The sequence below is a fragment of the Microbacterium sp. CGR1 genome (assembly GCF_051062835.1).
Classification (GTDB): Bacteria; Actinomycetota; Actinomycetes; order Actinomycetales; family Microbacteriaceae; genus Microbacterium.
On the sequence record NZ_JAOTPG010000001.1, the window covers coordinates 2,596,782 to 2,616,822 of the forward strand.

Sequence of the window (20,041 nt, forward strand, 5' to 3'; positions counted from 1 at the left end):
CCCACTCCCGACTCCCCCCAGGCGATCCGACCTCGCCGTCGGCGTGGAAAGGTGATCGGCTGGATCAGCGCGCTCGTCGTCGTGGCACTGGTCGCCGTCGGGGCGATCGCCTACGCACAGCTGCAGGGCAACGTCAGCACCGCGCCTCTGCGCTCCGACGACGGCGACGGCGAGCCGGAGCTCGCGACCGGAGACCTGAACATCCTCGTGCTGGGGTCCGACACCCGGGCACTCGCATCGGGTGGATTCGGCGAGGATGACGGCAGTCAGCGCAGCGACGCCATGGTTCTCGTGCACATCTCCAGTGACAGCTCGCGGATCGATGCGGTGCAGCTGCCGCGCGACACACTGGCCGACCTGCCCGCCTGCGAGGACACCGGGCGGGGATCCTACGACGGCGGCTACGGGATGCTGAACTCCGCACTGGAGTACGGACCCGCCTGCTCTGTGGCGGCGGTCGAGCAGCTGGCAGGCGTGACGATCGATCACTTCGTGCAGATGGACTTCGAAGGCTTCATCGGCGTCGTCGACGCCATGGGAGGCATCGACGTATGCCTCCCGGAAGCTCTGAACGACGGGCACGCGCAGCTCGATCTGCCCGCCGGCGCGCAGTCCATCGACGGCACCCAGGCGCTCGCACTGGCACGCACGCGGCACGCGCTCGCCGAAGGCAGCGATGTCGCACGTCTCGGGCACCAGCAGATGGTGCTCTCGGCCATCGTGCAGAAGGCGACCAAGTCCGACGTGCTGGTGCGCCCCGATCGTCTGTACGCGTTCCTCGACGCCGCCACCTCGTCGATGACGGTCGACCCCGGCCTCGGTGCTCTGACGGATCTCGCCGGCCTCGCCGCTCGGGTCGCGAACGTCCCCATGAGCAGCGTCACCTTCCTGACGATGCCCACGACCGAGGCCCCGGAGGACGCCAACCGCGTCGTGCCCACCGAAGATGCCGACGTCATCTTCCGCGCTCTGGTCGATGACGTTCCCGTCGTGCTCACGACGGATGCTGTCGAGCCGGATGCGACGGTGCGCACCGCGCCCATCGAGATCCTCAACGGCGCGGGTGTCGCGGGTCTGGCATCACGCGTCTCCGAAGACGCCACCGCCTACGGATACACGGTGTCGGGGCTCGCCAATGCGGAGGCCGTCGATGTCACGACGATCGTCGCCGCCGACACCCCCGAGGCGCAGGCGACGGCGCAGGCACTCGCCACCGAGCTCGGCATCGGCGTGACGGTCACGGTCGGCGACGTCGACGGCGTGCAGCTCCTGCTCGGCGCCGACTACGAGAACCTGACGTCCCAGCCGCAGGCCACCCCCGCACCGTCACGCCCGGTCGATGCCGTGAACCGCAGCGCTGACACCGACCTCTGCGCAGGCTGATCCGAGCGGATGCGGTGACTGCATCCGTTCTTTCCGTCAGCGCCCGAGATCGGCGACGGTGGGGACGACCGTGGCGTAGAGGTCGGCGATGCCGGCGAGAGCCGCGCGGTGCAGCTGCTCTGCGGGAACGTCGCCGGCGACCGACGGAAGGCTGCGGGTGGCGGTCGCGGCGGCGACGACGGTGGGCCGGTTGCCGCGCAGGAACGCGCCCTCGGTCGTGTAGGTCACGCACATGTGGGTCATGAACCCGGCGATCACGACGTCTTCGTGACCCGCGGCGTCGACGAGGTCGCCGAGGTCGGTGCCCACGAACGAGTTCGGTGCCTTCTTGACGACCACGGCCTCGCCGTCTCGCGGAGCGACGCGCTCATGGATCGCCCCGATGTCCTCGCGGATGTCGTACGCCGATCCGGAGCCGCCGTCGTGCTGCACGTGGATGACCGTCGCGCCTGATTCGCGGGCCTGGGCGAGCAGGTCGGCCGCGGCATCGAGAGCCGCATCCCAGCCCTCGAGCTCCATCTCGCCGCGCGTGTAGGTGTTCTGGAAGTCGACGAGCACGACGGTCGAGGTCGCGAGGTCCGCGGGCTGGTCGGCGACGCCGCTGAGTGCGCGGAGGGTGGCGGAGGTGGTCATTCTGAGAGTCCTTTCTCGGTGGTCATCTGTAGTCTGGGTGACCCGAACTCATCTGAACAGATGATTTCGGGTCAGCAGGCGACGGTATCGGCCGTGACCGATGCGCCGACAGGAGATGAGATGGCACCGCCGCGCGTGCCCGTGATCGCCGTCGACGGCATCAGTCCCTTCCATCTCTCCGTGCCCTCGTTGGTCTGGGGCGGCGAGAGTCCTGCGGGAGAGATCGAGCCGTGGCCGATCCGCGTCGCGGCTCTGCGAGCGGGGACTCTGCGCACTTCCGCTGACTTCGACATCGATGTGAAGCATGGTCTCGAGGCCGTGCGAGGCGCGGATGTGGTCGTCGTCCCATGGTGGGGTGAGCCCGAGTGCGCGGCGCCGGACGAACTGTCGATCGCGCTGCGAGATGCCCGAGATGACGGAGCCGAGCTGTTGGGGCTGTGCCTCGGCGCGTTCCCTCTCGCCGACAGCGGGGTGCTCGACGGTCGTTCGGCGACGACGCACTGGAAATGGGCAGACGTGTTCCGCGAACGGTTCCCGCTCGTCGCACTCGCACCCGACGAGCTGTACGTCGACGAGGGCCCGATCATCACGGGTGCCGGCGCGACCGCCGGAATCGATGCGTGCCTGCACCTTCTCGCACGGAGGCAGGGGCAGCGCGTCGCCAACCGGGTCGCGCGGAGGATCGTCGCGGCACCCCATCGCGCAGGCGGACAGGCGCAGTTCATCGAACGTGCTATCCCTGAGACCGGAGGCGATCCACTGGCCGACGTGATGCGCTGGAGCGCGGCGAACCTCGAAGCGGACCTGTCGATCGACACGCTCGCCGCCAGAGCTCATCTCAGCCGGAGCTCCTTCACGCGGGCGTTCCGCGCCCACACGGGCACGACCGTCGCGCGGTGGGTGCTCGAGCAGCGGCTCGGTGCGGCGCGGGAACTGCTGGAGTCCACCACCCTGCCCATCGATGCAGTGGCGGCGACAGCCGGCTTCGGCGGCACGGCGCTCTTCCGTCAGCATTTCGGCCGCGCGTTCGGCGCGACGCCGAGTCAGTATCGAGCGGCTTTCCGCACGCGCTGAGCCGGCGGATGCTCGGCGAGTTGCTCGGAATCCTCGACCCCGCTCCACTGCGGGGCGGGCAGACTGGAGAAGAATTCCTTCCGTGATCTCAGGAGACGCAATGCCGGAACAGCCTCGTCGAACCCCCAGCCAAGCAGTGCTCACCGTCGAGCAGGTGGAGCAGATCAGCCCCGACCTGGTGCGGATCACGGCCGGCGGCGACGGGTACGAGGGCTTCACCGATAACGTCTACACCGACAAGTACGTCAAGATCCTCTTCGCCGACCCGCAGCACGCGCTCACTCCGCCGTACGACCTGGCGCAGCTGCGCGAGGAGAGTCCCGAGAAGCTGCCCACCCGACGCACCTACACGGTGCGCTCGTCCGATCCGGAGGAGCGACGACTCGTCATCGACTTCGTCGTGCACGGTGACGAGGGCGTCGCGGGTCCCTGGGCTCGACAGGCGCAGCCGGGCGACACGATCGTCGTCAGCGGAGCCGGCGGTGGTTACCTCCCCGAGCCCGAGCTGCCGTGGCACCTGCTCATCGGCGACCACACGGCGCTGCCCGCGATCTCCTCGGCCATCGAGGCGATGCCGGCGGATGCTGTCGGGCACGTCGTCCTGACGGTGGCGGATCCCGCGGACCGCATCCTTCCCGAAGTCCCCTCGGGCGTGACTCTGCGCTGGACCGAGACCGACGACGAGCTGCTCGCCGCTCTCGCCGACCTGCCGTGGGCTGACGGGCATCCGGGGGTCTTCGCGCACGGTGAGCGCGGAACCATCAAAGAGGTCCGCGCCCTGCTCAAGCAGCGCGATGTGCCGCGGGAGCGACTGTCGATCTCGGCCTACTGGGCGCGCGGCCGCGCTGAGGATCAGTTCCAGGCCGAGAAGCGCGAGCCCATCGGCCAGATCGAGTAGACGGCCGCGCGTCAGAACCCTTCGGGCTCCCGCGGCGTGTACGCGCCCTGCAGCGTCTCCAGCTCAGAATCCTCGAGATGGATGCCGACGGCGGCGACCGCATCGTCGATGTGACTTGCCTTCGTCGCGCCGACGATCGGTGCAGTGACGGCGGACTGCTGCGCGACCCACGCGAGCGCGATCTGCGCGCGGGAGACGCCGCGCGCCTCGGCGACGTGCGCGACCGCATCCACGATCGCTCGATTCGACTCCTCCTCGCGGCGGTACAGGGTCGCGCCGAAGGCATCCGTCGCGGTGCGCGCGGTCTTCTCGTCCCAGTCGCGCGTGAGCCTGCCGCGAGCCAGCGGCGACCACGGGAGCACGCCCACACCCGAGTCGAGGCAGAACGGATGCATCTCCCGCTCCTCCTCGCGCTGCAGCAGGTTGTACTGATCCTGCATCGAGACGAACCGCGCCCATCCGTTCTGCGCAGCCGTGTGCTGGGCCTTCGCGAACTGCCAGGCCCACATCGACGACGCACCGATATACCGGGCCTTGCCCGAACGGACGACGTCGTTCAGCGCCTCCATGGTCTCCTCGATCGGCGTCTGCGGATCCCACCGGTGGATCTGGTACAGATCGACGCGGTCGGTCCCCAGTCGCCTCAGGCTCGCATCGATCCCCGACAGGATGTGCGCACGACTGAGTCCCGCCTGGTTCGCGCCCGGTCCCATGCGCCCGTGCACCTTGGTCGCGATCACGATCTCGTCGCGCCGAGCGAAGTCGCCGAGTGCCCGGCCGACGAACTCCTCACTCGTACCGTCGGAATACACGTCAGCCGTGTCAAACGTCGTGATCCCGGCTTCGAGAGCCTGCCTGATCAGTGGGCGGCTGGTCTCCTCGTCCAGCGACCACCCGTGCGCCCCTCGGTCCGGTGCGCCGAAGCTCATGCAGCCGAGAACCACCTTCGAGATCCTGAGTCCCGAACCGCCGAGTCTCACGCTGTCTGCCGTATCGAGCATCCGAAATCTCCCTCGAGTCGTGGTCTGAGGTCGATGCTCTCACGGGAGCGCACTGTCAGGCGCGTCGGTCAGCTGAATCTGAACAGCAGGATGACCAGGGCGAACCAGATGACCTGCCCGAGAAAAGGCACCCAGATCACGAGGAGGATAGCGAACCCTCCCTTGACCAGGTCGCTGCGTCTGACGAACGCGGCCAAGACCATGGCGACCGCCTGCGCGGCCGTCATGACGCCAGGAACGGCGAGAGGGAGGTGCTGGATCCACGTCAGCACTGCCGGGAAGAGGGTCGAGACCGCGGCGGCTGCCGCCGCCAGGCCGATCACCAGGGTGATGATCTCTGCGGTGATCTCGACGCGCTTGGCCCGTCGCTCCACGACCGTCATCTCGGTGTCCACGACGGCGAGCCTAGAGTCGGATGCTGGGAGCTTGCGGCAACCTGCGGAAGTCCACCGCGGTCTGAGGTCAGGCGTCGATCGGTGCGGCCTTCGCCGCCAGGGCCTTCTCGCGTCCGCGCTTGCAGATCCACGTCATGGCGTAGGCGACGATGAGCGCGCCCACGATGTACAGCGTGATCCAGAGTCCGCCGTTCGGGTCGAGCGCGAACTGCACCGACTCGTCGGCCTGCGAGTTCTTGCGCCCGCCGCCGAGCACGAGGAACCAGAACAGGCCGAACAGCAGTGAGGCGATCGTCGCGAGCCAGGCGAAGAACCCGCCGACCGAGTAGCGGCGGAAGACGGTGAGCAGCACGGCGAGGAACAGCACGAGGATATGCCCGCCGACGATGGCGAGGAACGCGGGATCGGCGGCAGCTGCGGCGAAGTCCATGGGGAGCCTTTCGAGGAGTCGTGCGGCGCGCATCCGAGTCGGCTGCACGTCCTTCTCCTAAGACGAGCGCACCCGGCGGAGTGTGACAGACCCGACCACCGCGATTGCCATCACCGCGCGATCAGCGTCTCCGAGGCCACCACATCGCTCGTCATCGGGAGGGCGCCGAGGATGCGAGGGCGTCCGTCGACCCACTCGACGACGATTCCCTCCGCGGCCAGGGCCTCGGGGCGGATCGCGATGTGGAGCAGCGGCAGGGCGAGGTCGCTGTAGCGGGCGGCGATCACGGCATCCAGGCCTTCTGCGGTGGCGGCGTGGATGAAGCCGGCGTCATCGACGTGCACGCCCCGGGTCGCGACGGAGTACTCGCCGAACGCTCGGCTCATCTCCCAGTCATCCTGGATGGCGATGTGGTGGATGAGGTCGGTCACGATGGCTCCTTTAATGAAACGGTTGCGTAGCATTATTGCTAGAGTAAGCCTATGACGGGAAAACGAGGACGGCCCTCCGCCGCCGAGGCCAGCGCTCGGGACGAGCGCGTGGTCGACGTCGTGATCGCACTCCTCACCGCGGAGGGGTTCGAGGCCCTGACCTTCGATCGCGTCGCTGCTGAGGCGCACGTCGCCAAGCGCACCCTGTACGGGGTGTTCGGTGATCGCGAAGGCCTCGTGCGGGCGGCGATACGCAGACAGCATCCCTACCTCGCCGATGCAGGGGACGGCGTCGCCGATCTGCGATCGGCATGTCGAGCGATTCTCGTGCAGCTGCTCGCTGACGAGGCGGTCGGCATCCACCGAGCGATCATCGCCGCTGCTGCCCGGCATCCGTCTCTGGCGGCGGAGTTCTACGACGACGGTCCCCGCCGCGCCCAGGACTTCCTCGCCGCGCACCTCCCGACAAACGCCGAGGTGTCGCCGGAAATCCTCTTCGCCGCACTCCTCGGAGAGCCGCATCGTCGTCGGCTTCTGGGGCTCGTCGACACCCCGACCTCGGCGGAGATCGACGCACAGGTCGACGATGTGCTGCGCCTGCTCGGTCTGCATGCCCCGACCCATGAGTCGGCGGGGCGGGAATCTTCCTCGTCCTGAGCAGAACTGTCAACCGCCCTGCGCTCGCCGCGGTTCGCACGGATGATGGTGGTTCGGACGACACCAGAGGAGGGCACCATGTCGAACATCGACGCTTTCGCCAACAGCTTCCCCCCGAACATGCCGGGCATCCCACCGGTCGACGACTTCAGCGACGGCACGTTCCCGACCGACACGTCGCAGCCGGAGAGCCAGGGCGAAGAGCCGCTCGACGCCGAGCTGGGCGACGACGGACAGGGCGACCTCGACCCAGCAGACGAAACGGATGCCGACGGGGGAGACGCCCCGCGCGATCTCCGCGACGGCACGGAATGAGCGGCACCGAGCACGACCGAGATGAATCGGTCGCTCCGGACGGGGCTTCACCCTCTGCGGAGGGCATCGCCGCACTGATCGAGGAGCGCGACGGCGACGACCCCGGGCACGTGACCGACACTCCTGCGGGAGGGGCCGGTGCGGATTCCGGCGGATCCGGTGCCGTGCGCGTAGATCCGTCGTCGGAGTCATCCGTGGCCGACGAGTCGGTGCACAACGACGAACCGGGTGTGGGCACCCGCCGTTCGGGTCACTGACTGCAGCATCCTTCCGCAGCACGAGGAGCCGTCGTAGGCTTCTGCGGTGAGCGACGCACTGGATGACGGTCCCTTCTTCCACGGCACGAAGGCAGATCTGCGACCGGGCGATCTGCTGACGGCGGGGTTCCACTCGAACTATCGCCCCGAGATCGTGATGAACCACATCTACTTCACGGCGGTGGCGGATGGCGCGGGTCTCGCGGCCGAGCTCGCGCCCGGCGAGCGGGATCCGCGCGTCTACGAGGTCGAGGTGACGGGCGAGTTCGAGAACGATCCGAACGTGACCGACAAGAAGTTCCCGGGCAACCCGACCCGGTCGTACCGCAGCAGTGAGCCGCTGCGCGTGATCCGCGAGGTGCACGACTGGACGCGCTTGACGCCCGAGGCACTCGCCACCTGGCGGGAGCGGCTGGCCGCCATCCGCGACGACGAGCGCGGCGAGATCATCAACTGAGCCGAGTCAGCGGCGGGCGACGCGCCGTGCGAGGGCGGCGAGTGCGCGGTCGATCACCACGAGCACCAGGCCGACCACGATGAGGGCCAGCGTCAGCGCCACGATCCACTGAGCGACGCCGCCGATTCCGAGAGCGTCGACGTCCATGAACGGGTACGGATACTTCTGACCCGGCGTGAACTCCCCGCCGACGGCTCCGTAGACGAAGGCCCACACCAGGTACGCGTACGGGATCAGCGTCCACAGCAGCGGGTCGGTCCACCGGAACGACCCCTTCGGCACGAAGAGCAGCCAGTCCCCGATCACGAGCAGCGGCGTGATGATGTGGATGAGGTTGTCGGTCAGCGAGAAGATGTCGGAGTCGCCGTCGGCGAACCTCGTCGGCACGAGGACGACCAGATAGATGAGCATCGTGACGGTGATCGCCATCATCACGGCCCCGCTCGCCCGTGCGCTCGGCGTGGAGGTGCCGGCCGGGCCACGGCGACCCAGATCCTGCGCCGTGCGGACGACGAGCAGCGCGACCCAGACGAGGCACAGCAGGTTGCTGACCATCGTGTAGAACAGCAGCGTCGTCCAGTTCGGAGCGCCGGTCAGCACGTCGGAGTGGCGTATGACTCCGGTGATGATGATCGCGAGGGCGAGGACGCGGTAGACCAGAGCGACCGGACGGGAGTTCAGCGCCGCATGCGCGAACAGCGGAGTGCGCGAACGGTCGGATTCCGGGAGGGCGGAAGCCGCGGACGGGGATGCAGCGACTTTCGACATGCTTCGAGGCTACGCGCCTTCACCGGCTGTCGCTTGCGGGTGCCGCGGAACGCGCTCGACGGATTCCGGTATGGCGATGGCTCCCGGTCGCGCGGCCTCGATCGAGCGGAGTCGGATCACCGCCGCACCGGGTCGGAATCGCCGTCGAGGAAGCGCTCGAGGTCACGCATCGTGGGCGCCGCCTCCCAGTCGCCCGGCACCAGGCAGGCCATCGCGCCGCACGCGTTGGCGCGGCGCAGGATCGCGTCGAGATCGAGCCCGTCGAGCAGGCCGCTCAGGTATCCGGCGACGAACGCGTCACCCGCGCCGACGGTGTCGATCGGGGTGATCGGGAACCCGGAGCCCGCGACCTCCGCATCCTCGGCGAACACGGAGGCGCCGTCCGGGCCGAGCTTCAGCACGGTCGTCGCGCATCCGGCATCCCGCAGGGTTGCGGCGGCCTCAGCAGGTGACGCGCCCGGGTACAGGATCGCGAACTCCTCCTCGCCGCCGAAGACGATGTCGGACCGCTCCGCGAGCTCCCGGAGCACAGGGCCGGCTGCCTCGGGCGACGCCAACGCCGAGCGGTAGTTGATGTCGAAGCTGACGAACGCACCGCCTGCCCGCGCGCGGTCGATCGCCGCGTGCAGAGCGTCGCGAGCGGTCTCCGACAGCAGGGGAGTGATGCCCGTGATGTGCAGCAGCGCTGCGCCCTCGACCCAGCCGTCGGGCAGATCGTCCTGGCGCAGACGGGAGCCCGCAGACCCCGCTCGGTAGTAGTGCACGGCGGTGGATGCGGCAGACGGCCGCTCTTTCACCATCAGGCCGGTCGCGGCATCCGGGTCGACGATCGCTCGCACATCGACGCCGTCACCGCGGATCTCCCGGGCGACGCGCTCGCCGAGGGAGTCGTCTCCGACGCGGCCGAGCCACGAGCTCTGCACACCGAGGCGAGCGAGCCCGATCGCGACATTGCTCTCGGCGCCGCCGATGCCGAAGGCGAGCGAGTTCGCATGCCGCAGAGAGCCGATCTCGGTCGTGCGCACGAGCGCCATCGTCTCGCCGAGAGTGACCACCGACGGCATGCTCACGCGGAGTCCCGGGCGCACACCTCGACGAACGCCGCGGCCCGCTCGCGCAACGCGACGAGGTCGCCGCCGGCGAAGGCGTCGCCGAGCAGCGGTCCGCCCACACTCACCGCGACCGCACCGGCACGCAGCCAGGCTTCGGCCCCGGCGAGGTCGACGCCGCCCGAGGGGACCGCGACCAGGTCGGGGAACGGCCCCCGCAGGTCCTTGAGGTACGAGGGGCCGACCTGCCCTGCCGGGAAGATCTTGACCGCAGAGGCGCCCGCAGACCACGAGGCGAACAGCTCGGTCGGTGTGAGTCCACCCGGGACGATCGGCACACCGGCATCCGTCGCCTGAGTGACGAAGTCGGTCGATGTGATCGGGGTCACGATGTAGGCCGCGCCCACCTCGATCGCCCGTGCCAGGTCGAGGGTGTTCGTGACGGTGCCGATGCCGAGGTCGATCGTGTCGCCGAACCGCGCGAGCAGGTGCGGGAAGTGCTCGAACGTCCCGGGCGTGGTCAGCGTCAACTCGACGCTGCGGATGCCGGCATCGACGAGCACGTCGAGCACGGCGTCGTAGTCCTCTGCCCGCTTCGCGCGGGCGACGACGATCAGACGCGAGTCGACCGTGCGCGGCGACAGGGCGACCCGGCGCACCTCACCAGTCATGGACGGTTCCGTCGAGCAGGCGGTTCACCGGCAGGTACGCCTTGGTGTACTCGTGGCCGGCCGCGGCATCCTCATCGAGGTCGACTCCGAGTCCGGGCTTGTCGCCGGGGTGCAGGAAGCCCTTGTCGAACGTGAAGGATGTCTGGAACACCTCGAGCGTCTGCTCGTTGTGGGGCATGTACTCCTGGATGCCGAAGTTGTGGATCGCGAGGTCGAGATGCAGCGCCGCAGCCATGCCGACGGGCGAGATGTCGGTCGGACCGTGAATGCCGGACTTGATGCCGTAGATCGCGGCGAAGTCGAGCAGCTTCTTCATGGCCGTGATGCCGCCGGTGTGGGTGACCGCCGAGCGCACGTAGTCGATCAGACGCTCGGTGATGAGGGTCTGGTAGTCGAAGACCGAGTTGAAGACCTCGCCGATCGCGAGCGGCGTCGTGGAGTGCTGGCGCACCAGGCGAAGCGCGGTCTGGTCTTCACCGGGGGTGCAGTCCTCGAGCCAGAACAGGTCGTAGGGCTCGATGTCCTTCGCGAAGCGGGCAGCCTCGATCGGCGACATCCGGTGGTGTCCGTCGTGCAGGATGCGCAGGTCGGTGCCGAAGTCCTCACGGATCTTCGAGAAGATCCCCGGCATGTGATTGAGGTAGTTGCGGGTGTCCCAGGTCTCTTCGCTGGGGCGGTCGCCCGAGCGCTTGGCGGGCTCGTAGTCGTAGCGCACACCGGGGCCGGTCGAGGAGACGCCGTAGATCTGGCCGAGGCCGGGCACGCCGGTCTGCACGCGCACCGCGGTGTAGCCGAGCTCCTCGTAGCCGGTGATGGCGTTCTTGAGCGCCGCGTAGTCGGTGCCGGAGGCGTGGGCGTAGACGCGCACGCCCTCGCGGCTGGCGCCGCCGAGCAGCTGGTACAGCGGCATCCCGGCCTTCTTGGCCTTGATGTCCCACAGCGCCATGTCGACCGCGGCGATCGCCGCCATCGTCACGGGGCCGCGACGCCAGTACGGGCCGCGGTAGAGGTACTGCCAGGTGTCCTCGATCCGGTCCTCGTCGCGTCCGATGAGCATCGAGGCGACGTGGTCGGAGAGGTACGAGGCGACGGCGAGCTCACGGCCGTTGAGCGTGGCGTCACCCAGGCCGACGATTCCGTCGGAGGTCGTGATCTTGAGCGTGACGAAGTTGCGTCCGGGGCTGGTGATGTTGACGTCGACGATCTCGATGGTCATGTCGTTCTCCTGAAGATGCGGGGCGAGGTGTGGGGTGCGGACGTTCGGGCGTCCGCACCCCTGGTCGTGATGTGCGAGGCGATCAGATCGCGTCGCGGGGGTCCGTCAGGTCGCGGCCGGCGACCTCGGGCATCCAGATCGAGGCGATCAGCGCGCTCAGGGTGAAGATGAAGAGCATGATGATGATCGGGATGAACGAGCCGGTGACTGCCGACACCCACGCGGCGGCGATGACGGGGCCCGCACCGGTCGCGATGATGGCGGCGATCTCACGCGCCATGGCCGTGAACGTGTAGCGGTTGCGCGATCCGAACAGCTCTGGGAGCGTGAGGTTCTCGAGCGACGCGAAGCTCATCACCGCGAGGTTGTGCAGCACGACGTAGCCGATGAAGACCTGCAGCGTGACACCGCTGCTGATCATGAGCATCGTCGGCACGATGATGATGAGCGCGATGATCGACCAGATCATGTACATGCGCTTGCGGCCGAAGCGATCGCCGAGCCAGCCCGACAGCGGAACGGTGATGAAGGCGACGAGCGACGAGACGATCACGGCGTTGACGCCGATCGAGCGGTCGAGCAGCAGCACGACGGTGATGTAGCTGATCAGGTAGGTCTGAATCATGCCGGAGTTGCCGGCCTGGCCGAAGCGCAGCAGAAGGGCGATCGAGAACGCCTTCCAGGGCTTGCGCTCCATCGCCTCGAGGGTGCGCACGTCGCCGGTCTCGGTGGCGAGCTGGATCGTCTCCTCGCGCGAGAGCGCCTTGCCGTCGACGACGTCGTCGCGCTCCTCGAAGACCGGGGTCTCCTTGAGGTTGAACCGCACCCAGATCGCGAAGAGCATGATGATCGCGCTGCCGATGAACGGGATGCGCCATGCCCAGTCGATGACTTCCTGCTCGCTGTAGGCGACGAGCAGGATCGCCCAGATGCCGGATGCGAGCAGCGTGCCGCAGTTCGTGCCGAGGGCGACGAGCGAGGCGATGATGCCGCGGCGCTTCGCCGGTGCGTACTCGGCGAGCATGACGCCCGCACCCGAGATCTCGGCACCCGCACCGAAGCCCTGTGCGATGCGGAGCAGCACGAGGAGGATCGGAGCGAGCACGCCCACCTGGTTGTACGTCGGCAGGAAGCCGATGAGGGTGGTCGCGAGACCCATCAGGAGGATCGTGTAGAACAGCACCTTCGTGCGACCGGTCTTGTCGCCGAGGCGTGCGAAGAAGAACGCTCCGACCGGGCGGGCGACGTAGCCGACGCCGTAGGTGGCCATCGCGGCGACGACGGCGACTGCCGGGTTCTCGGACGAGAAGAACAGGTCGGCGAAGACGAGCGCGGCGGCCAGCGAGTAGAGCTGGTAGTCCATGAACTCGAGGGCCGTGCCGAGCCATCCCGAGATGGCGGCGCGAACGAGGTCTTTGACCGACCTCTTCGCGGTGGGGTCGGCGGCCGTGGCCGTCGTCTGCGGTTCTGACATGGGAGGTACTCCTTCGGACCAGGAACAGGTGGGGTGCGCGGGGTGGCGCGGAGGGGATGCGGCTAGAGGGACAGCAGGACCTTCGCCGAGGCCGACGAGTCGCGAGCGAGCTCGAAGGCCTGGACGGCGTCGGATGCCGGGAGGACGTGGGAGATGACGGAGTCGAGAGCATCGGACTCGGCGAGCAGGGCGACCGCGTCGTCGATCTCGGTGGAGAAGCGGAAGGCGCCGCGGATCGTGAGCTCCTTGGCGAGCATCGGGGCGAGGTTCACACCGATGTCGGCATTGGGGAGCATCCCGACCTGCACGATGGTGCCGGCGCGACGAGCGGCGCGCACCGCCTGCGTGAGCGCGACTCCGACGCCGGAGCACTCGAAGACGACGTCGTAGGACTCGTTCTCGATCGTGTCGCGGCCGACGAGCGAGACCTCGGTCGCGCCGAGTGCCTTCGCACGATCAAGGGGCTCTTCGCGCACATCACTGGCACCGACGACCGATGCCCCCGCCTTGACCGCAGCGGCCACGACGAGGAGGCCGATGGGGCCGGCGCCGATCACGAGCACCCGCTTGCCGGTGATGTCACCGGCGAGGTTCACCGCGTGGATCGCGACCGCGAGCGGCTCTGCGAGGGCTGCGCGCTCGAGCGGGAGGGATGCCGGCAGCACGCGGATCATCTGCTCTTCGACGATCAGCAGCTCGGATGCTCCGCCCTGGCGGTGCGGGTTCGCCGCGGCGCTGCCGAAGTAGTCGCCGCCGGGGCGCAGGTGCGGACGGTCCTCGAGGCCGGGGACCTCGGGGCCGTAGCGCGCGGGGTGAACCGTGACCGGGGTGCCGGGAGCCAAGCGCCCCGAGGGGTCGAGGTCGACGACCCCCGACAGCTCGTGACCGGGAGTCAGAGGCTCGCGGATCGTGTACTCGCCGTTGGCGCCGTGGAAGTAGTAGTGCAGGTCGGAGCCGCAGATGCCCACGTAGTTCACGCGGAGGCGCACCTCGCCGTCACCGGGGGTCGGAACCTCGCGGTCCTCCCAGCGGATGTCGTCTTTGCCGTGGATGGCGAGAGCCTTCATGGCTGCATCTCCTTCGTGCTGGTCTGGGATGCCGAGACGGCATCGGCGATCGCGGCATCGACGCCGCCTCGCTGGATGATGTCGACGAGTTCGCCGACGCGGGCGATGAACGCATCCTGAGATCCGAGTCCATCACCGAACAGGTGCAGTTCGCCGATCACGCGCTGTGCCAGCTCGCGACCGTTGCGGGCGCTCGCCGCGTAGCCCGCCAGGCGCTCGCGGGCGCCGTCGGTCATCGCGGCGGCGTGCAGGCCGGGATCGAACCCGGGCAGCGGAGCGATGCACGACAGGTAGCCGGCGACCGTCAGGGCGATCAGGTGGGGCATCTCCCCCTTGCCGAGGGCGAGGAGCGCGGGTTCGGGAATGCGCTGACGCAGCTTGACCGATCCGTCCGTTCCGACCTGGCTCGTGCGGTGACCGAGTGCGCTGTTGGCCCAGCGCTCGAACAGCTCGGTCTCGTAGGCGCGGATGTCGACGCCGGACGGCACCTCGATCGAGGGCTCGTACTCGTCACGCAGCACCGCGCGTGCGGCGCTCTCGATGCCGTCGAGTCCGATGGCCTCGGGAATCGTGCCGACTCCGCTGAGTGCTCCGAGATAGGCGATGAGGGAGTGCGTGCCGTTGAGCAGCCGCACCTTCATCTGCTCGTAGCGCCCGACCTCGTCGGTGAACACGGCGCCGCCGGCCTCCCACGCGGGGCGGCCGCCGGCGAAGCGGTCTTCGATCGCCCACATCGTGAACGGCTCGGCGGGTACAGGGATGTCGTCGCGGGCGCCGAGCAGGGCGCTCACGCGGGTGCGCAGCTCGGCGGTCGTCGACGGCACGATGCGGTCGACCATGCTCGAGGGGAACGAGACCGAGCGGTCGAGGAACGCGAGCGCATCTGCGCCCTCCGAGCCCGGCAGCTCGTGCAGGAACTCGCGAACGAGCTTCTCGGTGTGGGCGCCGTTCGACGACAGGTTGTCGCAGCTGAGGATCGAGATCGGTGCGCCGCCGGCCGCGGCACGCGCCTGCAGACCTCGGGCGAGCTGGCCGATGGTCGAGCGAGCCGCACCACCGCGGAGGTCGGCGCGCACCGTGTCGTCGTCGAGATCGAGGTGCTGGGTCGCGGGGGAGTAGCTGTAGCCGTTCTCGGTGACGGTGAGGGTCACGATGCGGATGCCGGGGTCGGCGATCTGCGCGATCACGCGCTCGGGCTGCTCGGCGCCGACGAACGCGTCGGTGTGCACCCCCGGGATGGTGAGCGACGTGGTGCCCGGCGCGATGGTCGCGACCGAGTACAGCATGTCCTGTGCGTGCATCGCGTCGACGATGGAGCGTGAACGCGAGGCGACGCCGATGATCCCCCAGTCGCCGCCCGCTGACTGCAGGGCGGCTGCCGTGTAGACGGCCTGGTGTGCGCGGTGGAAGCTGCCGAGTCCGAGGTGCAGGATGCCTGCAGCGGTCGGGGCGACCAGGGGGGATGCGGTCGCAGAGGTGGTGCGGCTCAGGGCCGGTGCTGGGATGCTCACGCGGTGGCTCCTTCGCTCGGGGCCGCGCACCGCTGAGGGTGATCGGCGTTGATCGTCATGAAAATCAGTGTGCAGTGTTTGTACAAACTTGTCAAGCCGTTTTACATCGGAGGCGAGGATCGTAGGATTGCCTGCGAGGGCGGGAGATCGACATGGCAGCGACGCTGACAGATGTGGCACGGCGTGCAGGCGTGTCCATCGCGACCGCGTCCCGCGCCTTCGGGGAGCCGGATCGCCTCGCCCCGAACACCCTCGGCCGTGTGCTCGAGGCTGCGGGAGAGCTCGGCTACGCCGCATCGCAGTCGGCCACGGCGACCCGCACGTTCGGGGTCGTCGTCCCCGACGTCTCGAACCCCGTCTACGCGACGCTGCTCAAGGCGATCCAGGGGCAGGCCTGGCACGGCCGCCACCGCATCGTGCTCTTCGACGCCGATGAAGACCTGCGCCGCGAGCGCGAGCAGATCGAGCAGGCCCGCAAACTCGACGGGATGCTGCTGTGCAGCCCTCGTCTGCCCGATGCCGACGTTCTCGAACTCGTCGGAGACACTCCCTATGTCGTGGTCAACCGGCAGATCGACGGCGCATCGTGCGTGCTGATGGACCCTGAGCACGGGCCCGCACAGGCGATCGAGCACCTCGCCGCCCTCGGGCACACGCACATCGCGTATGCCGCCGGCCCGCGGGGCTCCTGGGCCGATGTGCGCCGTGCCGACACCGTCGCCCGGGCGTGCGAGCGCCACGGCATCCGCCTCACCGGGCTCAGCCACCACGCGGCATCCATTCAGGGTGGCCGCGCTGCCGCCGCCCCTGCCGCAGCGAGCGGCGCCACGGCCGTGATCGCCTACAACGACCTCGTCGCCCTGGGGCTGGAGGCCGGACTTCTCGAGCTCGGCAAGCGCTGCCCGGCCGACATCAGCATCGTCGGCATCGACGACATCGACCTCGCGGGTGCGGTCACCCCCGCGCTCACGACGGTGCGGATGCCGATCGAACGCAGCGGTGCCCTCGCCGTCGACCTGCTGCTACAGGCGATGAGCGGCACCGCGATCGACGACGTCGTGACGCTGGGGTCGCAGTTGATCGTGCGCGCGTCGACCGCTGCTCCCGCCCCCTGAACCGACGGGTTCCGACCTCGGAGATGCGAGGACCGGATCGTATATTGCTTTTGTTCAGGATCCTTCTTATCTTGGCGTCATCGATGGTTATGACCCAGGGGGGTACGTTTTGCTCTATCTCGACGCTGCTGCCACTTCGATGCCGAAGCCTGTTGCAGTCGCAAAGGCAATGTCCGAATACTTGATCGCCGGGGCGAATCCAGGGCGCTCAGGGCACCGAATGTCACGATGGGTGCCAGGATAACCAACTACCTGGGTATCGGTTCCCTGATGAACCCGACGCACCGATCTGGCGGCACCCGCTACCTGGGTGAACTGGTTGCGAAGTCCCTGTGCGCGGGACTCACTGTCCTGGGAGGGGGGATCCTGACCATTGCGCTCAGCGGGCCCGCGTCCTGGCTGGTGGCATTGATTCCTCTTGCCCTCTCATGGTGTGGGTGGCGTCGGGCGTCGCTACGCGGCGCACCCTCGGGCGGCCATCCGCGCGGATGAACTGCTGCGCGCAGTCGGCCTTGCCGAGCACGGACACAAGAGGCCGCACGCTCTCTCCGGTGGACCTCGTCAAGATGGCCGCGCGCGCAAGGCGCGGCGAGTCGCAGAGGAGCCGCAGGCGTGAGCCAGCGACGTACAATATCGGCATTATGTACATAAGTGATATTCTTGACCTATGAATACGATCACCCGCAGCGTACCGTCGAAGGATCTGCGTGACAGCCTTGCCGATGTACTCGGCGGGGTCGCTTACGGCTCAGAGCGCGTGGGCGTCACGCGTCATGGCAAGCTGACGGCCGTGGTGATCAGCGTCGATGACCTCGAGCTGCTCGAAGAGCTCGAAGCCGCCCGCGACGCCGCCGAGTTCGCGGCCGCTCGAGCGGCTGATGACGGTCAGCGGGTGTCACTGGATGAACTGCGCGCAGAAGTCGCGTGACGCGCTTTCGGGTCGAGTTCACGACGGCGGCTGCCAGAGAGATCCGCAAGCTCGACCCGCAGATCCGCAGACGGATACTCGGCGGGGTGGCCGATCTCGAGCACGATCCGCGTCCAAACGGATGCCGCAAGCTGGCCGGGTACGACAACGCCTGGAGAATCCGAGTCGGCGACTATCGGGTTCTCTACGAGGTCATCGATGAGCAGGTGCTGGTGACGGTCGTCCGCGTCGCGCATCGACGCGCCGTCTACGACATCTGAGCGCCTGCCGCGGTCGCCCCTGGTCGCTGAGGCCCTTCAGCGAGCTCAGATCCGGGCGTGCCTGGTTGCGGCAGCCTCGACGGTGACGTGCGGTTCCCACGCTGGATGCCGGAGTGCCGGGCAGTGTTCCGGGGTGGGGTGGTGGGCGATGTCGATGATGAGGTCCAGGGCATCGCGGGCGGCGGTGAGCCCCTCGATGGCGCCGGTGATGCGGTCGCGTTCCGCTGCCAGCAGGGCGAAGGCCTCAGGGGAGCCGTGTCCGGTGTCGACGCAGGGCAGCAGTTGCGCGATCGTGCGGCTCGGCACCCCCGCGGTGAAGAACTGCTGAACAAGTCTGACTCGTTCCACGGCCGACGCGGCATACTCGCGCTGTCCGCTGGGTGTGCGCTCCGAGGCGAGCAGCCCTTGCTCTTCGTAATAGCGGAGCGCCCTCGTGCTGACCCCTGCCTGACGTGCGACCTCGCCGATCCGCATCCGTTGCCTCCGTGTTCGTACTTGGCACTTGACCTTGACGTCAACGTCAAGTTCTAGCGTAGTGGTGTCGGCCCGATCGGGCCGGAGAGCGCAGAATCCCAGCGAAGCAAGGAACCCATGAACGTCACCGACCAGATCGCCCTCGTGACCGGAGCAAACCGCGGAATCGGCCGTCAGTTCGTGCTCGAACTGCTCGAACGCGGTGCCCGAACCGTGTACGCGACCGCCCGCCGCACCGACACTCTCGACTTCGACGACCGGCGCGTGGTGCCGGTGCGGCTCGATCTGCTCGACCACGACTCGATCGTCGAGGCGGCCGGCGTGGCACAGGACGTGACTGTCGTCGTGAACAACGCGGGGATATCCACGGGTGCCGGCCTGGTGACCGGCGACCTGCCGGATCTGCGCCGCGAGATGGACACCCACTTCTGGGGCACCCTCGACGTGATCCGCGAATTCGCCCCCGTGCTCTCGGCGAACGGCGGCGGCGCTGTCGTGAACGTGCTGTCGGCGTTGTCGTGGTTCTCGTCTCCCGGTGCCGGAGGGTATGCCGCCGCGAAGGCTGCGGCGTGGAACATGACCAACGGGGTTCGGCTGGAGCTCGCCGGTCAGGGAACCCTCGTGCAGGGCGTGCATCTCGGTGCCGCCGACACGGATCTCATGGCGAACTACGACGGGCCCAAGATCGATCCTCGCGACGTGGCCCGCCAGTCGCTCGACGGCCTTGCGGACGGTTCGATCGAGGTGATCGTCGACGACTGGAGCGCGATGGTGAAGGCATCGCTCGCGGGGGACCCTGCCGCGTTCTACGCCAAGATGACAGAACTGCTCGGCGCCGCCTGAGGCCGCGTGTGCGCCGTCTCCCGATCAGCGGAACGCCCGGCTGAGAACATGATGCGCTCTGCCTCGGGAGACGTCGCCTCGACAGTGAGTGATGCGAGCTGTTTCCGGAGGTCTTTACGGCCGCGGTCGTGGGTTTTCGCGTGAACACCACGCAGGGGGAGACTGGTCCCATGACAACCCCCCACGTCGTCTCCGTCAGCAGTGATGACGAGCACCGCTTCACCAAGCTCCGCCGTGAGGCGATCACCCTCGTCGCCGGCCTGGGGGTGGAGGGGGACGCGCATTTCGGTGCAACGGTGCAGCATCTCTCCCGAGTTCGACGCGACCCTACGCAGCCCAATCTCCGCCAGGTTCATCTCATGCACCGAGAACTGTTCGATGAGGTCGACGCGGATGTCTCTCCGGGTGAACTGGGCGAGAACATCACCACCGAGGGGATCGATCTCCTCGCCCTCACCCGAGGAACGCTGCTGCGGCTGGGAGCGGACGCCGTGGTCGAGGTGACGGGGCTGAGGAACCCGTGTCTGCAGATCGATCGTTTCAAGTCTGGTCTGCTGAAGCAGGTCGTCGGGACCGACTCCGAAGGTCGCACGGTGCGCAAGGCGGGAGTGATGGGCGTCGTGCTCGCCGGCGGTGTCGTGAAGCCCGGAGATCCGATCATGGTGGAGATCCCTGCCGGAGCCGGTGAACCGCTCGCCCCCGTGTGAGCGTTCGATCCGGCCTGGATCTCGCGG

25 protein-coding genes are annotated in these 20,041 nt (G+C 68.3%); 12 read left to right on the forward strand and 13 right to left on the reverse strand.

The genetic code is table 11. The features are described from left to right. Positions 1-51 precede the first annotated feature (51 nt). A complete protein-coding gene (locus OD997_RS12865; protein WP_434331919.1) occupies positions 52-1,383 on the forward strand; it encodes an LCP family protein in 1,332 nt (443 codons plus the stop codon). A gap of 36 nt (positions 1,384-1,419) precedes the next feature. Here the strand turns inward: OD997_RS12865 and OD997_RS12870 are convergent, their stop codons facing one another. Then, positions 1,420-2,016 carry a cysteine hydrolase family protein gene (locus OD997_RS12870; protein ID WP_434331920.1) on the reverse strand — a complete coding sequence of 199 codons (597 nt, stop codon included), beginning with the start codon at positions 2,014-2,016 and terminating at the stop codon, positions 1,420-1,422. Positions 2,017-2,136: 120 nt separating this feature from the next. On the opposite strand from OD997_RS12870, the gene OD997_RS12875 reads away from it, so the two are divergent. Both OD997_RS12875 and OD997_RS12880 read left to right on the forward strand, forming a co-directional pair. Next, a complete protein-coding gene (locus OD997_RS12875; protein WP_434331921.1) occupies positions 2,137-3,090 on the forward strand; it encodes a GlxA family transcriptional regulator in 954 nt (317 codons plus the stop codon). A 100-nt stretch (positions 3,091-3,190) separates the two neighbouring features. Next, positions 3,191-3,988 (forward strand): siderophore-interacting protein, encoded by a 798-nt coding sequence (locus OD997_RS12880; RefSeq protein ID WP_434331922.1) that lies wholly within the window; start codon positions 3,191-3,193, stop codon positions 3,986-3,988. An 11-nt stretch (positions 3,989-3,999) separates the two neighbouring features. On the opposite strand, the gene OD997_RS12885 is transcribed toward OD997_RS12880, so the two are convergent. From OD997_RS12885 to OD997_RS12900, 4 genes are all read right to left on the reverse strand, one after another. Further along, a complete protein-coding gene (locus OD997_RS12885) occupies positions 4,000-4,989 on the reverse strand; it encodes an aldo/keto reductase (RefSeq protein ID WP_434331923.1) in 990 nt (329 codons plus the stop codon). Between the two features lie 68 nt (positions 4,990-5,057). Next, positions 5,058-5,384 carry a hypothetical protein gene (locus OD997_RS12890; protein WP_434331924.1) on the reverse strand — a complete coding sequence of 109 codons (327 nt, stop codon included), beginning with the start codon at positions 5,382-5,384 and terminating at the stop codon, positions 5,058-5,060. 67 nt (positions 5,385-5,451) lie between these two features. Continuing rightward, positions 5,452-5,862: a hypothetical protein gene (locus OD997_RS12895; protein WP_434331925.1), complete on the reverse strand. Its 411-nt coding sequence runs from the start codon at positions 5,860-5,862 to the stop codon at positions 5,452-5,454. Between the two features lie 62 nt (positions 5,863-5,924). Continuing rightward, positions 5,925-6,245 (reverse strand): DUF952 domain-containing protein, encoded by a 321-nt coding sequence (locus OD997_RS12900; protein ID WP_434331926.1) that lies wholly within the window; start codon positions 6,243-6,245, stop codon positions 5,925-5,927. 51 nt (positions 6,246-6,296) lie between these two features. On the opposite strand from OD997_RS12900, the gene OD997_RS12905 reads away from it, so the two are divergent. The 4 genes from OD997_RS12905 (at position 6,297) to arr (ending at position 7,931) form a co-directional block, all read left to right on the forward strand. Beyond that, positions 6,297-6,902, forward strand: a complete 606-nt coding sequence (locus tag OD997_RS12905; protein WP_434331927.1) for a TetR/AcrR family transcriptional regulator — start codon at positions 6,297-6,299, stop codon at positions 6,900-6,902. 78 nt (positions 6,903-6,980) lie between these two features. Further along, entirely contained in the window at positions 6,981-7,217 is a 237-nt protein-coding gene (locus tag OD997_RS12910) for a hypothetical protein (RefSeq protein ID WP_434331928.1), read from the forward strand. Next, a complete protein-coding gene (locus OD997_RS12915) occupies positions 7,214-7,474 on the forward strand; it encodes a hypothetical protein (RefSeq protein WP_434331929.1) in 261 nt (86 codons plus the stop codon). The genes OD997_RS12910 and OD997_RS12915 overlap by 4 nt, the downstream gene beginning before the upstream one ends. 46 nt (positions 7,475-7,520) lie before the next feature. Continuing rightward, positions 7,521-7,931, forward strand: a complete 411-nt coding sequence (gene arr / locus OD997_RS12920) for an NAD(+)--rifampin ADP-ribosyltransferase (RefSeq protein WP_434331930.1) — start codon at positions 7,521-7,523, stop codon at positions 7,929-7,931. 6 nt (positions 7,932-7,937) lie between these two features. Here arr and OD997_RS12925 read toward each other — a convergent pair whose 3' ends face one another. From OD997_RS12925 to OD997_RS12955, 7 genes are all read right to left on the reverse strand, one after another. Then, positions 7,938-8,699, reverse strand: coding sequence for a Pr6Pr family membrane protein (locus OD997_RS12925; RefSeq protein ID WP_434331931.1), 762 nt, complete (start codon positions 8,697-8,699; stop codon positions 7,938-7,940). Between the two features lie 116 nt (positions 8,700-8,815). Beyond that, on the reverse strand, positions 8,816-9,763 hold the full coding sequence (locus tag OD997_RS12930) for a sugar kinase (protein WP_434332381.1): 948 nt from the start codon (positions 9,761-9,763) through the stop codon (positions 8,816-8,818). A 2-nt stretch (positions 9,764-9,765) separates the two neighbouring features. Continuing rightward, on the reverse strand, positions 9,766-10,419 hold the full coding sequence (locus tag OD997_RS12935; RefSeq protein ID WP_434331932.1) for a bifunctional 4-hydroxy-2-oxoglutarate aldolase/2-dehydro-3-deoxy-phosphogluconate aldolase: 654 nt from the start codon (positions 10,417-10,419) through the stop codon (positions 9,766-9,768). Further along, a complete protein-coding gene (gene manD, locus OD997_RS12940; RefSeq protein WP_434331933.1) occupies positions 10,409-11,635 on the reverse strand; it encodes a D-mannonate dehydratase ManD in 1,227 nt (408 codons plus the stop codon). The genes OD997_RS12935 and manD overlap by 11 nt, the downstream gene beginning before the upstream one ends. 82 nt (positions 11,636-11,717) lie before the next feature. Next, positions 11,718-13,109, reverse strand: coding sequence for an MFS transporter (locus tag OD997_RS12945; RefSeq protein WP_434331934.1), 1,392 nt, complete (start codon positions 13,107-13,109; stop codon positions 11,718-11,720). A 62-nt stretch (positions 13,110-13,171) separates the two neighbouring features. Beyond that, the gene (locus OD997_RS12950) at positions 13,172-14,176 is read right to left on the reverse strand and encodes an L-idonate 5-dehydrogenase (protein ID WP_434331935.1); all 1,005 of its coding nucleotides are present in this window, start codon (positions 14,174-14,176) and stop codon (positions 13,172-13,174) included. Further along, positions 14,173-15,687, reverse strand: coding sequence for a mannitol dehydrogenase family protein (locus tag OD997_RS12955; RefSeq protein ID WP_434331936.1), 1,515 nt, complete (start codon positions 15,685-15,687; stop codon positions 14,173-14,175). Before OD997_RS12955 ends, OD997_RS12950 begins: the two co-directional genes overlap by 4 nt. Positions 15,688-15,839: 152 nt before the next feature. On the opposite strand from OD997_RS12955, the gene OD997_RS12960 reads away from it, so the two are divergent. The 3 genes from OD997_RS12960 (at position 15,840) to OD997_RS12970 (ending at position 17,990) form a co-directional block, all read left to right on the forward strand. Next, positions 15,840-16,802 carry a LacI family DNA-binding transcriptional regulator gene (locus tag OD997_RS12960; protein WP_434331937.1) on the forward strand — a complete coding sequence of 321 codons (963 nt, stop codon included), beginning with the start codon at positions 15,840-15,842 and terminating at the stop codon, positions 16,800-16,802. A 667-nt stretch (positions 16,803-17,469) separates the two neighbouring features. Then, positions 17,470-17,730: a type II toxin-antitoxin system prevent-host-death family antitoxin gene (locus tag OD997_RS12965; protein WP_210096507.1), complete on the forward strand. Its 261-nt coding sequence runs from the start codon at positions 17,470-17,472 to the stop codon at positions 17,728-17,730. Next, entirely contained in the window at positions 17,727-17,990 is a 264-nt protein-coding gene (locus OD997_RS12970) for a type II toxin-antitoxin system RelE family toxin (protein WP_434331938.1), read from the forward strand. The genes OD997_RS12965 and OD997_RS12970 overlap by 4 nt, the downstream gene beginning before the upstream one ends. 45 nt (positions 17,991-18,035) lie before the next feature. Here OD997_RS12970 and OD997_RS12975 read toward each other — a convergent pair whose 3' ends face one another. Beyond that, positions 18,036-18,464, reverse strand: coding sequence for a MerR family transcriptional regulator (locus OD997_RS12975; protein WP_434331939.1), 429 nt, complete (start codon positions 18,462-18,464; stop codon positions 18,036-18,038). Positions 18,465-18,581: 117 nt separating this feature from the next. Between OD997_RS12975 and OD997_RS12980 the strand changes: the two genes are divergently transcribed. Next, the gene (locus tag OD997_RS12980) at positions 18,582-19,307 is read left to right on the forward strand and encodes an SDR family oxidoreductase (protein ID WP_434331940.1); all 726 of its coding nucleotides are present in this window, start codon (positions 18,582-18,584) and stop codon (positions 19,305-19,307) included. Between the two features lie 170 nt (positions 19,308-19,477). Next, positions 19,478-20,014: an MOSC domain-containing protein gene (locus tag OD997_RS12985; RefSeq protein ID WP_434331941.1), complete on the forward strand. Its 537-nt coding sequence runs from the start codon at positions 19,478-19,480 to the stop codon at positions 20,012-20,014. Positions 20,015-20,041 lie beyond the last annotated feature (27 nt).

What these genes read in the sequence shown, in the direction of transcription:
- OD997_RS12910 (WP_434331928.1), top strand. Translation starts at nt 6,981, where the DNA reads ATGTCGAACATCGACGCTTTCGCCAACAGCTTCCCCCCGAACATGCCG.
- OD997_RS12875 (WP_434331921.1), top strand. Translation starts at nt 2,137, where the DNA reads ATGGCACCGCCGCGCGTGCCCGTGATCGCCGTCGACGGCATCAGTCCC.
- OD997_RS12965 (WP_210096507.1), top strand. Translation starts at nt 17,470, where the DNA reads ATGAATACGATCACCCGCAGCGTACCGTCGAAGGATCTGCGTGACAGC.
- OD997_RS12960 (WP_434331937.1), top strand. Translation starts at nt 15,840, where the DNA reads ATGGCAGCGACGCTGACAGATGTGGCACGGCGTGCAGGCGTGTCCATC.
- OD997_RS12975 (WP_434331939.1), bottom strand. Translation starts at nt 18,464, where the DNA reads ATGCGGATCGGCGAGGTCGCACGTCAGGCAGGGGTCAGCACGAGGGCG.
- OD997_RS12905 (WP_434331927.1), top strand. Translation starts at nt 6,297, where the DNA reads ATGACGGGAAAACGAGGACGGCCCTCCGCCGCCGAGGCCAGCGCTCGG.
- OD997_RS12945 (WP_434331934.1), bottom strand. Translation starts at nt 13,109, where the DNA reads ATGTCAGAACCGCAGACGACGGCCACGGCCGCCGACCCCACCGCGAAG.
- OD997_RS12980 (WP_434331940.1), top strand. Translation starts at nt 18,582, where the DNA reads ATGAACGTCACCGACCAGATCGCCCTCGTGACCGGAGCAAACCGCGGA.
- OD997_RS12885 (WP_434331923.1), bottom strand. Translation starts at nt 4,989, where the DNA reads ATGCTCGATACGGCAGACAGCGTGAGACTCGGCGGTTCGGGACTCAGG.
- manD (WP_434331933.1), bottom strand. Translation starts at nt 11,635, where the DNA reads ATGACCATCGAGATCGTCGACGTCAACATCACCAGCCCCGGACGCAAC.
- OD997_RS12950 (WP_434331935.1), bottom strand. Translation starts at nt 14,176, where the DNA reads ATGAAGGCTCTCGCCATCCACGGCAAAGACGACATCCGCTGGGAGGAC.
- OD997_RS12915 (WP_434331929.1), top strand. Translation starts at nt 7,214, where the DNA reads ATGAGCGGCACCGAGCACGACCGAGATGAATCGGTCGCTCCGGACGGG.
- OD997_RS12880 (WP_434331922.1), top strand. Translation starts at nt 3,191, where the DNA reads ATGCCGGAACAGCCTCGTCGAACCCCCAGCCAAGCAGTGCTCACCGTC.
- OD997_RS12985 (WP_434331941.1), top strand. Translation starts at nt 19,478, where the DNA reads ATGACAACCCCCCACGTCGTCTCCGTCAGCAGTGATGACGAGCACCGC.
- OD997_RS12930 (WP_434332381.1), bottom strand. Translation starts at nt 9,763, where the DNA reads ATGCCGTCGGTGGTCACTCTCGGCGAGACGATGGCGCTCGTGCGCACG.
- OD997_RS12870 (WP_434331920.1), bottom strand. Translation starts at nt 2,016, where the DNA reads ATGACCACCTCCGCCACCCTCCGCGCACTCAGCGGCGTCGCCGACCAG.
- OD997_RS12935 (WP_434331932.1), bottom strand. Translation starts at nt 10,419, where the DNA reads ATGACTGGTGAGGTGCGCCGGGTCGCCCTGTCGCCGCGCACGGTCGAC.
- OD997_RS12925 (WP_434331931.1), bottom strand. Translation starts at nt 8,699, where the DNA reads ATGTCGAAAGTCGCTGCATCCCCGTCCGCGGCTTCCGCCCTCCCGGAA.